The sequence below is a fragment of the Nostoc sp. 'Peltigera membranacea cyanobiont' 210A genome, assembly GCF_002246015.1.
Taxonomy (GTDB): Bacteria; Cyanobacteriota; Cyanobacteriia; order Cyanobacteriales; family Nostocaceae; genus Nostoc.
Map to the genome: position 1 here is coordinate 176,015 of NZ_NOLJ01000010.1, position 13,321 is coordinate 189,335.

The following is a 13,321-nucleotide window of genomic DNA, read 5'->3' on the forward strand; positions in this document are numbered from 1 at the left end:
CATACTATGTACTGAAGAACCAAATATTTACACCAGTACTAGCATAATCCTTTATATTTTCAGAGGTAATACCACCAGCAGCTGCTAGTTTTAAGTTTGGATACTGCTGCTTCAATTTCAAAACTAGAGGCTCAAGGTCTAGTAGGGGAATTTTATCAAACTGAATTAAATCTACACCTGCTTGAGCAGCCATCCAAGCATCTTTTGGTGTATCTACTTCAACGCAAATATGTTGTTCTGGAAACTGTCGTCGCAGTTCATTCATGCGCTCAATTAACCCACCTATACCTCCCAGGAATATCAGGTGTTGGTTAAAGATCAGAACTGTTTCAGATAATCCTAAGCGATGAAAAAATCCTCCGCCAGCTAGAACTGCTTTGATGGAAAGCGCTCTAGTACCTGGAAAACATTTACGAGTAGTCACAATAGAAACAGATTGATTTACTGTTTTAGCAGTATCTACTAATACTCTTGTACGCGAAGCAATACCGGAGGCGTATTCCATCAAATTTAAAGCAACTCTCCAGCCACTGTGCAAAGCTTGAGCAGTGCCACTAGCTTGAAGAATTAATTGCTTTTCTTGGCAGACTGTACCACTTTCGACTTGATAATGAACTTCGGCACCACAATATTTTAATACTCTGGCTGCTTCTTCAGTAGCGCAAATGGTCATCGGATGACGGGTAGAAAACTCGATTTCACCAGGTTGCTTGCCAATGCCAAGTCCGTAGGTTGTCAAATCTAGGTAAGGAACATCTTCCTGAATTAACCTAGCGATCGCCTCATCTGAGAAGAAAACACTCATTTTAGTTTTATGATCGGCTGACAAATAAATAGCTCAATCAAGATTCCCACTAAACCTAATCTCATTCAGTTGTAGGAATTGTAATAATTACTACTGTTGTCCCAAATAGTTGGTAACAAAATAACTTTGTTAAGAAAGAATATATACCTCAGTCGCCAAAATTCGTTAAATGCTGAAATTGGAAGCTATTGACTTATAATATCAAGCTTGAATTTAGCAATCATACGGATAGTGTAAATTACAAACATAATCCAAAGAAGATTGAGAATGCTAAATTTAGATGCCATTGATCGTACAACAATGCAATCAGTTCCATACAGTTTTGACGAAAAACCAGAATCTGTCTTTCAAGATATTGCACCACTGGGCCAGTTTTCGGCTGTGATTGTGCGCTCAGATAATTCCTGGCACATGGTAACTCCAGTAGCATCGACTGCACTACAGTGCCGATTGGCTCTCAGGATTGCTTTTTTTCACAATCTCGATCCAGGTGCTTAGTCCGTAGTAAAAATCCAATTTCTACACAAAAGGCGATCGCCTCTATTTTCTGGAAACAAGTAGTTAACTAACAATACAAAAGGCAGTTAGCAGAGTATAGAGTATTCTGAAGGCGGCACCCGGATTTGAACCGGGGGTGGAGGTTTTGCAGACCTCTGCCTTACCACTTGGCTATGCCGCCACAGCAAGATTCCTTGAACTACTTTAATGTTCCTAAGATGTCTTAGTAGGCATTTTGTAGTCATAGGACGCTAGTTTAACCATGATAGCATAGGATTCTGAGGTAGAGATAGTGGGTTAACTGGATGTTTCTGGTAGTTTTTAAGCGATCGCTAAGTTATAAGTTTTGATTCCTCACTTGTTACACCTTGACTTCATTGGCAAAACTACCCCAACGGAGAAAGTGAAATGGGCCGGCGATAGAACCCCACAGACGTTCATCGGTGTCTAAATCCCTTCCCCTGTCGAGGCTGAAAAATTCTTGAGCGTCAATCTCAAATTCGTTATCCAGATAAGTATTTTTGCCGTCACGAACCACTATGCAGCCTTTACCAGGTTCAACTCTGCCTTTGAAGCTCTTACCTGTCCACTCTACAATCATGTTGCAGCCTGACATTTTTTCCAGTTGGTCAACAGACAACTCTTTGAGGCGTTCGGGTTCACGAGATGCACCGTAAAATTTTTGTTCTTCTTTAACGGTGTAGTGTTCAATAGCAATGTGGTTTTCTGCCGGAATCAACTTCATTACCCGCATCCGGTAGGGTTGATTAAGCATAAAATCATAAGCTTGTTCGAGAAATAAACTTACCCCTGAGAACAATTCTAAGGGAAGGGGACGGATACACACACGGATATGGGCATAAAAAGGCGGATTTTCAAAAGCTTGTTCTTGATTGCTAAAGTCAGCTGCCATCCAGCGGGCTAAGGTGGCGATATCAGTTGAATGAGTCATTACAAAACGATCGACTAGTTGCTTAAATATGATCTAGGATTATTTTGACACTCCCCTGACTCAAAAATCCTGGTTGCGATCGCAATTTTTAAATTATATCTACGATGGCTGCTTTGACTGGAGAAAATTAAACTGCTTCAGTACAAGTTAAACTGCTGACATCTTGTACTTAACAACTAGAACTCGTTAGGCATTTATTTTGGCAAAATCTTCACTTACTGTATCCTGAAGCCACATAGCTCTCAGCCTGGATTTCTCACGCATAGTGTAGGCTTCAGGGGAAGAGGAGTGTGGGGAGTGTGGGGAGTGTGGGGGGTAAGGCTTCTTCCCCATCCTCCCACACCTCCCACACCCCTTGGATTTCTCACAAGAAGTGAGAAATCCAGGTCAGGCAGGCTTTTCTTGTCAAGCTGGAGAAAAGCTGGAGAATAGTTAGTCAATAATAGGCATGGGGATAATTAGCAATTATCTCATGCAAATCACTCAAGGCAAAGTAAAGTACTCATGCTCAGGCACTTAATTGCGATCGCTACTGCCACTATACTCTTTAGCAATTCTTTAACGCTGGCAAAGAGTAAACCGCCGAAACCACCCGAACCCGATCAATTTCCTCCTAGCCCTCTAGAGATTACCACACCCGATCCACTGTCACCGCGATCGCCCAAGGATAAACAGCCGTTAACTCCCCAAGAACGGCAAAAGTTAGAACCAGCGTTAGATGCGTTAAATCAAGAAGCTGCGGCGAAACTGCAAGCAGGCGAACAGATTGCGGCGTTTGAAATTTGGAACCGAGAACTGCGTTTGCGGCGCTTTTTAGGTTCATTAGCAGAGGTGCAAGCATTATCACGAGTTGGCGCGATCGCTTGGAAGCTAAACGACGGACAAGAAGTACAATATATTACGGAAAGATTGCAAACGATTCAAAAACAGGCGCAATCTCAGCAAAAAACTGCCCCAATTGATTTAGAATTGTGGCGATCGCTAGGTGAAGCTTATAAAAATGTGCGATCGTCTAAACTGGCTATAGAAGCTTACAACCAAGTTTTGCTACTAGTGCGACAACAAAAAGATCAAGTAGCGGTATTAGAAACCCTCAAAACACTTGGAGAACTGCATTTGAGTTGGTTTGATTATCGCAAAGCTGCGCCAATCTACGAGGAATTGTTGAGTTTCGCTACATCTCTTGGCGATCGTGTAAACGAGGTAACATATCTGCAACAACTGGCTTATATTTACGAGCAGACAAGCCAACCACAGCAGTCATTGAATGTACTTAACAAACTAGCAGAAATTTATCTCAATGAAAATAAGCTTACGGAAATACCAGAATTAAAGCTAGCGATCGCTTCAGATTACGAATCTCTAGCTAAGAAAGATCCTAACTTACTGCTAGAAGCTTTTAATAATTATCAAGAAGCTTATACCACTGCTTGGCAATTAAAGGAGTACGTTCGGGCTGGTGATGCTTTGCAGAAGTTAATTGCGCTGTATCGTTCCCAAGGACAAACACAGGAGGCTTTGCAGGCTAGCGAAATTCTGGTGCAGATACAGGCGCAAGCCGCCAATTTTTACGGAATGATGCAAGCTTATGACCAAATTGGGCAATTGTATCTAGAACGCAAAGAATTTCCTCAAGCATTAACAGCTTTTCAACAAGGGTTAAAACTGGCGCAACAACTCAAACATCAAGAAGCATACTTTACTGGGCAAATTGCCAAACTATCGAAAGCAAACTAACTGAAATTTCTGCGATCGCTTAACATAAAAATACCCGTCACGCCTAACCACAAGGTGAAAAGCTATGTCAGAAACTACCCTAGCTACACCAGATATTCAACTTCCACCTACCCAAGCAGAATTACCATACGATGACGGTATCCCAATGGAAAGCCCACGACACAAAGCCCAGATGGATTTGCTGATAGATGCTTTGATACCTTGGTTGGAAGAACGAGAGGATGGGTTTATCGGCGGTAATATGTTTGTTTACTACAGTCTGGCCCAAGTGCGAAACAAAGACTTTAAAGGGCCAGACTTTTTTGCTGTGTTGGGAGTCCCGAAAGGAGAACGTCGCAGTTGGGTGGTTTGGGAAGAGGAGAAAGCACCAGATGTAGTCATTGAGTTGCTTTCTGACAGCACAGCCCAAGCAGACAAAAATCAGAAAAAGCTAATTTATCAAAATCAAATGCGTGTGCCAGAATATTTCTGGTTTGACCCTTTTAACCCTAATGATTGGGCTGGTTTTTCTAATGAGAAAGGAGCTTATCAACCTATTGCATTCAATGCTCAAAATCAGTTAGTCAGTCAATCTTTAGGGTTAGCATTGCAGTTGTGGCAGGGAAGTTATAAAGGTATTGATGCTACTTGGTTACGCTGGGCAAATTTGACAGGAGAATTGCTGCCAACTCCTGAAGAAAAGGAACGCCAAAGGGCAGACAAGGCAGAATCGCAGTTATTACAAACTGCACGCAACTTACTTGAGTCTGGGATGACAGTAGAACAGGTAGCTAGGTTAACAGGTTTGAATGTATCTGAGATAGAAACGTAGAACTCAGAAGATATAGCATTTGTGTTGATGAGAGAAAAGCGCCTGACGACAAGCCAAAGAAGCGTCTACGCATTTAATCAGGGACTTGTACAATGTGAGCGATTGCATTTCCCAAACGAGTAAAGTGATTTGGATTCAGGGTTAACAGAGTGTCTACCTCTGCTTTTAAAGCAGCTTGAGCAATTAAAGCATCAAAAATACCGCCACCTGGAAGATTTAAGGTTGCCATTTGAGCGATTGCAGCCTGATAGTCATTGAAAAGCAGTGGAACTCCCTCTAAATACTGTGACATATCTACAATAATCATCTCAGCTTGTTGGGGACTAATACGCGGCTGAATAGGTAAGCGTGTGATGACAGAATATGTTTCAGCTAAACTGTGAGTTGAGATAAACCCTTGGATTTGCCCAGATTTTGCAGCTTTAATCTTGGAAAAGCAAACAGAATGTTGCGGGTGATTGACAATGAATGCAGGAACTAAGACAGAAGTATCAAACAAGACTTTCATTAAGTTATTTGATCCTGAATGCGTTCTTCTCTCAACTCATCTATAAAAACATTAACATCAAAGGTTTCTGGTAATTCTGCCTCTACAACTAAAATCCCTTCTTTTCGATAAATATTTGGTTGGTTAAGAGGCAGTACATTGGTCATCTCAGAGTTTTGTTGAGTATGTTCTTCAGTAACTTGTTGACTCAGCGTGTCAATTTTTTCTGCAATAGCTTGCAAAACAAACTGTTCAGCCGAAATTCCCTGACTGCTTGCCCATTTTTCAATCTTTTGTTGGATTTGGGGAGGAAAGTTCATAGACGTAAATACAATTAATACTCCAATTGTAAAAGGCGATGTCTACGACGGGCTACGCTTACGCATTTGTGTTGATGAGAGAAAAGCGTAGGCGCAGCCCGTCGTAGACATCGCTCCACCAAAATAATCATACAAGCGATCGCTAATCAATATTATTGCTGTTCTAAAATCTTTTCTATATCTTGCCCTGCATAGAGAATCCGCACAACTTCAATGCTTTCATCTCGCTCAAAGTAAAAAATTAGATATTTTTTAAATCCTTTAACAGCCCATTTACGTAAACCTTGTAAACGAAGATTATCTAGGGGATAAGGGCTACCCATTCCAGGCATTCTTGCTAACTGTGCAAAAGTTTCTCTTATAGAGTCAAAAAATAAAAGAGCCGTGTCGGGGTTTTCTTGGGCAATGTAAGCAAAATACTCATCAATATCTAAACTGGCTTTGGGTGTAATGACTATCCGCTTTGTCATTATTTCTCTTGGTGGATCTGGTTGAGCAAATGTGTGCGTTTTTGCTGCCACCATTCATCATTAACTTCTATTGTTTCTCCACTTTCAAGTCCTGCAATTAAAAGTTCTTCTATATGTTCTTGCATCTTGCGTTTTTGGTCTTGAGCGATCAATTTTTGTAGATATTCGCTAACTGAACCGTAGCCACCTTCAGCTACTTGTTCTTCAATAAAGGCTTTCATCGACTCAGGCAAGGAAATATTAATGTTACTCATAACCTTGGCAGCGAGGTTAAACTATTTTTTCCATGTTATCAAGATTGTTAGGCGTTGTCTTTGCGGAAACGTTTAGCGATCGCACCTTGGTTGATGAGAAAATAGCGATGCCTTCTCTTTCAGAGACGCTACCGCGAACGGCAACGTCTTCTCTACGAGACGCTACGCGAACGACGATCGCTCAAAACTACTAGATTGCAAACTCTATCGCCTAGACTCACTCTTTTAATTACGAATTAATTTTTTAGCCAATCGCCACAACAGAGAAAACGGTAAAATTAATATCGCCTTTAACGTTTGCACAAACTGACCTAACCAAAGTTTCCAGATAGCACGGGGAGTAGACTGGCGTTGCAGGTTTGCTAGATTTTCTCGAATTGTCGCTGTATTGGGATGATTAACTCCTAGAACTCGTTGACACATTGCCAAAGCATCACTCAAGAGTGGTTTGGCATCCCTGTATCGCCCAAGGCTGTCGTAGAGTCCTGCTAAATTGTTCAAGCTAGTAACCACATTGGGATGATCGCCAGCAAACAGGCGCTTTCTCATTTCTAAAGCATCACTGTAGAGTGGTTCGGCATCGCTGTACCGCCCAAGGCTTTTGTAGAGTAAAGCTAAATTGTTCAAGCTAGTAGCCACATTGGGATGATCGCCAGTAAACAGGCGCTTTGTCATTGCCAAAGCATCAATGTAAAGTGGTTTGGCATCGCTGTACCGTCTAAGATTAGAGTAGAGTCCTGCTAAATTATTGAAGCTAGTAGCCACATCTGGATGGTCGCCAGCAAACAGGCGCTTTGTCATTGCCAAAGCATCAATGTAGAGTGGTTCAGCATCGCTGTACCGTTCAAGGCTATCGTAGAGTCCAGCTAAATTGTTCAAGCTATTAGCTACATGGGGATGGTCGCCAGCAAACAGGCGCTTTCTCATTGCCAAAGCATCACTGTAGAGTGGTTCGGCATCGCTGTACTGCCCAAGGCTCTCGTAGAGTAAAGCTAAATTGTTCAAGCTAGTAGCTACATGGGGATGGTCGCCAGCAAACAAGCGCTTTCTCATTGCCAAAGCATCACTGTAAAGTGGTTTGGCATCGCTGTACTGCCCAAGCTTAGAGAAGAGTAAAGCTAAATTGTTCAAGCTACTAGCCACATCTTGATGGTCGCCAGCAAACAAGCGCTTTGTCATTGCCAAAGCATCAATGTAGAGTGGTTTGGCATCGCTGTACCGTCCAAGGCTCTCGTACAGGAAAGCTAAATCGTTCAAGCTATTAGCTAAATGGGGATGGTCGCCAGCAAACAGGCGCTTTCTCATTGCCAAAGCATCACTGTAAAGTGGTTTGGCATCGCTGTACCGTCCAAGGCTAGAGTAGAGTAAAGCTAAATTGTTCAAGCTAGTAGCCACATTGGGATGGTCGCCAGCAAACAGAGCTTTGCAAACATTTACGCAATCTTCAAACCAAGGTTCTGCTAATTTATATAATCCTTGTCCATTATAAAATCTTCCTATTCCCACAAATATCCACAGTACTTGATCGTTGGGCACTGATGCTGTGAAAAATGTCTGTGCTTCTGTGGCTTCCTTTATCTCTGCAATTAAACGTTTTCCTATATCTTCAAGATGAAGAATAACATCTTTGAGGAATTCAATATCTTTAGAAGTAGGTGAATCAGGAAGGATTTGGGCTTTAGCTATCATCGCATTGGCAAAGGTTGTTTCTAAAACTGATTTGGTTTCGCCAGCCTCAGCTAACTCCTCTTGCAAAAACCACCGCACTAAGGCATGAATTTTATAATATCCTTCTCTTTCTTCTACCAGTTGCAGTAAGTTGCGCCCGTAGAGTTGCTTTTTAGCTGCGTTTAATTCATCTTCTGACCAAGTTAGCTGTCTTTCTTCCTGATTTTCTGCTTCCCCTCCACCTGTCGCCACCCAAATAACCAAATTCCAAAGAATCAGCGCAGGAGAAAATAAACTCAAAAATCTTCCTAGTTGTTGCGCCAGTGGGTCGAGTTCTGACCAAGTTAAAGCAAAGGCGGCTTTGACTCCCAGTTGAGTTGAGTTGAGAGTTTCCCGGTCTTGTAAAGCTGCTTCTGCTAATTTACGTTCTTGCAATCGCCTAAACATGATATCTAAGGATATTTCCGGGTCGCGTACCAAATAACCTCCAACTAACTCTATCCCCAAAGGCAAATATTCCAGACATTCACATATATTTGTTGCGCTTTGTGGTTGGTTTTCGACTCGCTTATCTTTTTCCCCCAACAGTCGTTTTAACAGTTCTAAGGCTTTGCCTGGTTCTTTTTGGGGCGAGAGAACATCTAAAGGAATCTCTTGAATAAAATTTGGGTCTAAATGCCGCAGTCGAGTAGTAATTAAGACTCGGAAGCGATTATCGTTGGGAACGACTTCGCGGAGGTTGTCTAAATCAGTTACATCATCGAAGACGATTAAAATCGGCAAGGGAGAGTCGGGATATTTAGACCAACACCAGGCGACTTGTTCTTTAAGGCTTAAAAGTCTGCCTCCTAATTCTTGGGGAATCTCCAAACCAAACTGCAACCGGAAAAACTCTAAAACTTCGGCGGCGAGATTAGTTTCTCTGTCGTTAAACCAGGCAATTCCCCCATAATCTTGTTCATATCGTCTGGCGTATTGGGTAGCTAATTCAGTTTTGCCCACGCCACCCATTCCGGCTATTGCTACATAGTCTTTGCGCTGCAAGTCTTCATGTAGCGTTGTCAGTTCTGTTTCTCGCCCGACGAAATTAACGGAACCGCGATAAGGGATAGATTTTGTGGGAGTTAACTGTTTTTGCCCCTCAATAATTTGAGTGCCAATGTTAACTTGAGCGCCAGGGGAAGCAAAAGCACCAATTTTTTCGGCAAACTTCCCGGAGTCTTCAGGCATACATAGTTAAATCTCAATACGGTTTAGTTAAGGGCTAATTGTACAAAATTGTGGGTTTTTGAGACGCGATATTGTGGGTTTTCGAGACGCGATAAATCGCCGTCTCTACAAGTGTTTTGGTCTTATCTGAACTGTATTGAGTTAAATCTTACTCCCCTTCCCTTGTAGGGAAGGGGTTGGGGGTTAGGTCACACGATAACTAATAACTTTTGCTGATAATTTAAAAAGACATATTTTCAATATTTCCTGTCCCACCTGGCATTACTACCTGACCAATCTTATCTGCTAATTTTTCCAGGTTAGGCATAGCCAGAATTTCAGCCAATTTAGAATTTGGTTCTGCTTTAGCTGCTGCTGCCAATTCCTGCATAGCTTGAGCTACTTCAGGATTAGCTTTAGCAGCCGATTGCACCTCTAGTACAGCCTTGCCATAATCAAGTGGTTGTTCTGGTGCTTTCTCGATCGCAGCTACAGTATGGGGAGACTGTTTTTTGAGGGTGATGAGAAACTTACCAGTCTTATCCAATAAAGTTTCTGTTACCTTTTCGGTTGTTTTTTCTAAGGCTTTAGTGGCTATTACAGAACCGATTGCGATCGCCGCAGTTTCAAGTATCATAATGCTGCCTTGACTATGTGTATCCTATTTACTTATTAACACACCGCTTTTGTTCTAAATTCCGCAGCTAAGTTAAAAAACCCAGATTTTACTCAGCGTTACGGATTTTGCATAGTTCAGCATTACTTTCTCAACTAATTGCGTGTGATATCTAGGCTTTTTGGAATTGAAACCAGTTGCCGTTACTAACATCGCCACTAACATCGCGCTTTAAGTTACTAAAATCATCAGTTTAGTTACTAACACTACGATTTTTGTTACAAACATGATTATTTTCGTTACAATATTACGAGTTTGTTACTAAAATAACGAGTTTAGTTACCACCGCTACGATTTTTGTTACAAACATCATAATTTTCGTTACAATGTTACGAGTTTAGTTACCACCACTACGATTTTCGTTACAAACATCATAATCTTAGTGGATATTACTTAAGCTATAGTTACATTAAACACCAAATTTGTGGATTTTACTCAACCAAAATTAAGCTTTAGTAAGGCAAGCTAGTTCTAGAACACAATAAAAAGAACATAATTATGCCTCGTCAAAAGCGTACATATCGCGCTCTAGAAAAAGCTGAATTGAGAATGTATGGACTTAAAGCAATTGATCCGAGTATGGATTTTGGCGATGCTCGCAGCTTGCAAAATATCACACAAATAATTCAGCAGTACCGTAGCAAAATAGAAGCTTATAATACTACTCTGGCTGTGATTGACTCTTACAAAAATGAGATGAAAGAGTTGGAAACAACTTTGAGCGACTTGACAGAAAAAATGCTCTTGGGAGTTGCCTTTAAGTACGGCAAAGACAGCCATGAATATGAGATGGCGGGTGGTGTTCGCAAAAGCGATCGCGTCCGCAGAAGCTTAGTTAGCCGTTTAAAAACTGGTACAGAACAAGTATCTACTAATAACACCCAAACCGTATAGTCTCATTACTCAAGTTATTACAAAAGTCTTCGTCTTACAGCACTTTTCAACTAAATTCAGCAACGTTAAAATTTTACTTAGTTTGAAAGATATTTTGTACCATTTTTTTGTCTGAATTTGCCGCCGCCTTATCTAACTCTGCAATCTCACCAGCGTCTAATTGCCAACCCAACGCCCCAAGATTCTCTCTCGCTTGTTCGACGCTCTTTGCTCCAGGGATGGGAATAGTTCCTTTACAGATGCACCAATTAATTGCTACCTGTGACATAGTTTTGTTTCTGAACTGTGCCACCTCTCGCAAACATTCCAAAAGAGATTTGCCAGCAGAAGCCGCTTCGCCTCTACGCATTCCTGATAATATTTGCTTAAATAACAGACCTCGAATGCCTTTAGGCAAAGGGCCTTGCTCAGAGTATTTTCCTGTCAATAGTCCCAAAGCGAGAGGGCTGTAGGCAATCAATTTAATGTCTAACTCATCACAAAGGTCTTTGAGCTTGAGTTGGGTGACAGGATATGTAGACAACAGAGAGTATTGAACTTGCAGAGTTGTAATCGGAACGCCTCGTTCGGCGAATTTTTTCTGCACTCGCATCAGCCGTTTCGGCCCATAATTGGATAATCCCACTCCCTTGACCAGTCTTTGCTCATACAAATCGGCAAGACCATCTAAAAGTCCTTCCTCTTGCCAAGGAGCATAGTTTGCTGTTGACCAATGCATCTGTACCAAATCGACATTTTTTCCCAGGCGTTGGGCAGATGATTGACAAGCCCTTACCATTGATTGACGTGTCCATCTCCACGGGTAAGCAGCAAGCTTAGTTGCAATACAAATATTTTCTTTGCCTGAACCTAGATATTCTCGGTTGAATCGTCCTAGAAGTAACTCACTCCGGCCATTCAATCTCCCCGTTCCGTAAGAATCGCCTGTATCAAATAAAGTTACACCGTTGCTGACACAAAGGTTAAAGACGGCCTGCAACTGCTCATCCATACTTTCGTCATATCCCCAAAGCAGTTGGTTGCCCCAGGCCCAAGTGCCGCAGCCCATGCTTGGGAGAGAGAGTTTTTGGAGAGTCTGCATCTTTGCTATTTGTAGATTGCCTTATTAATTATCAGGCATATATAGCAGTCCAAAATCATTCGTGAAAATTTGAGATAGTTATAACCACCCTGTAGTCTTGATTCATTAATTTCAACTTGACAGGCTACTATTAGGGAACATGGTCGGATTTGCCAAGAGCCAAGCTTTTTCAGTCCAGGCGTTATTAAATAACCCCACCTCTGACACGTTTAATTCAAATGAATGGGGTGGTGATTCTAGCAACAAGGGCGAACCTTTATCATGGGCCTCAACTAAGTTAACTATCCAGGGAAGAAAGTCTAAGATTTCTTTTGGTAATACAGTTAACTCGAAATCCCACAACAAATTCAGACCTCGGCAGACTTGTCCTTTTCTGGTTACTGTGACTCTACCAGCACTCTTGTTAATAGCCACTCGCAGAATGAATGGGCGGAATGGGACAAATTCATCGGGTGCTGTATAAGCGTATACATTTATATAGTTTAGTCTCTGCCTACGATCCATCCAAGATGCGATCGGTGAATTACTACTATAAGATGTACCAGTTATAAGTACTGGCATACTCATCGCAGCAGCAAAGTTAGTGTAAAACTTATGCCTTAGTTCGTTAACGATATGTTTAGCTTCTGGGTTCATGGTTGCTACACTTATTACAAAAACGATACCTGCGGTAAGCTACCCTAACGCATGGCTTCATAAGAATTATTTCCTAAAACCTCCTGCATCACTTCTCTACGAGAGGCTGCGCCAACGACTACGCTCAGTGACCACCTGCTCTCTGACTTGAAAGTGCTGAGTGCTGTTAGCGGATAGCTAAGGTTTAGCCCGTGCTGAGTGCTGAGTCAAAATACAAGTCCCAAAACGCAAAAAAGGCAGACTCCTTGTCTGCCCTTAAGACCTGAGAGTTAAATTTTTGGTTTTAGACCTTAATAGCGGCCACCACCACCGCCACCGCCACCATAGCCTCCTCGTCTACCACCAGAGGACCCGCCATCTGTCTTGGGCTTGGCTTTATTAACTTTTAAGCTTCGACCCATCCATTCAGCATTATCAAGGGCATCAATCGCTGCTTGTTCTTGTTCGTCTGATTCCAATTCCACAAAGCCGAAACCTCTCATCCGACCTGTTTCTCGGTCGATAGGCAATTGAACGTTTTTTACAGTTCCATATTCTGCAAAGACTTGGCGGAGGTCATCTTCTTTAACCTCATAAGATAGATTGCCGACGTAAATTGACATAGAATGTCTCCAGAATCAGGGGATGTAGAGATTTAGATCCGGAGAGGTCTGTAATACAAGTATACATAAAAACAAACTGTACAGCCGAATTTCATCTTCCACGCATACTTTAACATAAATTGAGAAGTTATGTTCTTAAGCAGCAGTATACTTAATATACTCAAATAGTTGGCAAAACTTGTTTAAAATCAACCTACCAGCGATCGCATGAAATTTGCAGC

General features: G+C 41.8%; 17 protein-coding genes and 1 tRNA gene. 5 read left to right on the forward strand and 13 right to left on the reverse strand.

The features are described 5' to 3' along the window. Positions 1-4 precede the first annotated feature (4 nt). Complete coding sequence (gene modD, locus CDG76_RS28500; RefSeq protein ID WP_094352222.1) at positions 5-805, reverse strand: ModD protein; 801 nt, start codon at positions 803-805, stop codon at positions 5-7. A gap of 300 nt (positions 806-1,105) precedes the next feature. Between modD and CDG76_RS28505 the strand changes: the two genes are divergently transcribed. Next, entirely contained in the window at positions 1,106-1,303 is a 198-nt protein-coding gene (locus CDG76_RS28505; RefSeq protein WP_190241008.1) for a hypothetical protein, read from the forward strand. 110 nt (positions 1,304-1,413) lie between these two features. Here the strand turns inward: CDG76_RS28505 and CDG76_RS28510 are convergent. From CDG76_RS28510 to CDG76_RS39230, 3 genes are all read right to left on the reverse strand, one after another. Further along, positions 1,414-1,484, reverse strand: a tRNA-Cys gene (locus CDG76_RS28510). 180 nt (positions 1,485-1,664) lie between these two features. Further along, the gene (locus CDG76_RS28515; RefSeq protein ID WP_094352223.1) at positions 1,665-2,255 is read right to left on the reverse strand and encodes a chromophore lyase CpcT/CpeT; all 591 of its coding nucleotides are present in this window, start codon (positions 2,253-2,255) and stop codon (positions 1,665-1,667) included. A 242-nt stretch (positions 2,256-2,497) separates the two neighbouring features. Continuing rightward, on the reverse strand, positions 2,498-2,623 hold the full coding sequence (locus CDG76_RS39230) for a hypothetical protein (RefSeq protein WP_262984327.1): 126 nt from the start codon (positions 2,621-2,623) through the stop codon (positions 2,498-2,500). Positions 2,624-2,759: 136 nt separating this feature from the next. Here CDG76_RS39230 and CDG76_RS28520 point away from each other — a divergent pair, with 136 nt between their 5' ends. Beyond that, positions 2,760-3,992 carry a tetratricopeptide repeat protein gene (locus CDG76_RS28520; protein WP_094352224.1) on the forward strand — a complete coding sequence of 411 codons (1,233 nt, stop codon included), beginning with the start codon at positions 2,760-2,762 and terminating at the stop codon, positions 3,990-3,992. A 64-nt stretch (positions 3,993-4,056) separates the two neighbouring features. Next, positions 4,057-4,803 (forward strand): Uma2 family endonuclease, encoded by a 747-nt coding sequence (locus CDG76_RS28525; protein ID WP_094352225.1) that lies wholly within the window; start codon positions 4,057-4,059, stop codon positions 4,801-4,803. A gap of 73 nt (positions 4,804-4,876) precedes the next feature. Here the strand turns inward: CDG76_RS28525 and CDG76_RS28530 are convergent, their stop codons facing one another. The 4 genes from CDG76_RS28530 to CDG76_RS28545 form a co-directional block, all read right to left on the reverse strand. Continuing rightward, positions 4,877-5,311: a type II toxin-antitoxin system VapC family toxin gene (locus tag CDG76_RS28530; RefSeq protein WP_094352226.1), complete on the reverse strand. Its 435-nt coding sequence runs from the start codon at positions 5,309-5,311 to the stop codon at positions 4,877-4,879. Next, positions 5,311-5,610, reverse strand: a complete 300-nt coding sequence (locus CDG76_RS28535; protein WP_094352227.1) for a hypothetical protein — start codon at positions 5,608-5,610, stop codon at positions 5,311-5,313. Before CDG76_RS28535 ends, CDG76_RS28530 begins: the two co-directional genes overlap by 1 nt. 152 nt (positions 5,611-5,762) lie before the next feature. Further along, entirely contained in the window at positions 5,763-6,080 is a 318-nt protein-coding gene (locus CDG76_RS28540; RefSeq protein ID WP_094352228.1) for a type II toxin-antitoxin system RelE/ParE family toxin, read from the reverse strand. After that, complete coding sequence (locus CDG76_RS28545; RefSeq protein ID WP_094352229.1) at positions 6,080-6,334, reverse strand: type II toxin-antitoxin system ParD family antitoxin; 255 nt, start codon at positions 6,332-6,334, stop codon at positions 6,080-6,082. The genes CDG76_RS28540 and CDG76_RS28545 overlap by 1 nt, the downstream gene beginning before the upstream one ends. 32 nt (positions 6,335-6,366) lie before the next feature. On the opposite strand from CDG76_RS28545, the gene CDG76_RS37760 reads away from it, so the two are divergent. Further along, positions 6,367-6,528, forward strand: a complete 162-nt coding sequence (locus tag CDG76_RS37760) for a hypothetical protein (protein ID WP_190241009.1) — start codon at positions 6,367-6,369, stop codon at positions 6,526-6,528. Between the two features lie 31 nt (positions 6,529-6,559). On the opposite strand, the gene CDG76_RS28550 is transcribed toward CDG76_RS37760, so the two are convergent. Beyond that, entirely contained in the window at positions 6,560-9,232 is a 2,673-nt protein-coding gene (locus CDG76_RS28550; protein WP_094352230.1) for a tetratricopeptide repeat protein, read from the reverse strand. 220 nt (positions 9,233-9,452) lie between these two features. Next, positions 9,453-9,848, reverse strand: a complete 396-nt coding sequence (locus CDG76_RS28555) for a hypothetical protein (RefSeq protein WP_442946394.1) — start codon at positions 9,846-9,848, stop codon at positions 9,453-9,455. Positions 9,849-10,385: 537 nt separating this feature from the next. On the opposite strand from CDG76_RS28555, the gene CDG76_RS28560 reads away from it, so the two are divergent. Continuing rightward, positions 10,386-10,781: a hypothetical protein gene (locus CDG76_RS28560; RefSeq protein ID WP_094352232.1), complete on the forward strand. Its 396-nt coding sequence runs from the start codon at positions 10,386-10,388 to the stop codon at positions 10,779-10,781. Positions 10,782-10,854: 73 nt separating this feature from the next. Here the strand turns inward: CDG76_RS28560 and CDG76_RS28565 are convergent, their stop codons facing one another. The 3 genes from CDG76_RS28565 to CDG76_RS28575 form a co-directional block, all read right to left on the reverse strand. After that, a complete protein-coding gene (locus CDG76_RS28565) occupies positions 10,855-11,862 on the reverse strand; it encodes an aldo/keto reductase (RefSeq protein WP_094352233.1) in 1,008 nt (335 codons plus the stop codon). Between the two features lie 111 nt (positions 11,863-11,973). Next, complete coding sequence (locus CDG76_RS28570) at positions 11,974-12,498, reverse strand: hypothetical protein (RefSeq protein ID WP_094352234.1); 525 nt, start codon at positions 12,496-12,498, stop codon at positions 11,974-11,976. Positions 12,499-12,788: 290 nt separating this feature from the next. Further along, a complete protein-coding gene (locus tag CDG76_RS28575; RefSeq protein WP_094352235.1) occupies positions 12,789-13,100 on the reverse strand; it encodes an RNA recognition motif domain-containing protein in 312 nt (103 codons plus the stop codon). Between the last annotated feature and the right edge of the window lie 221 nt (positions 13,101-13,321).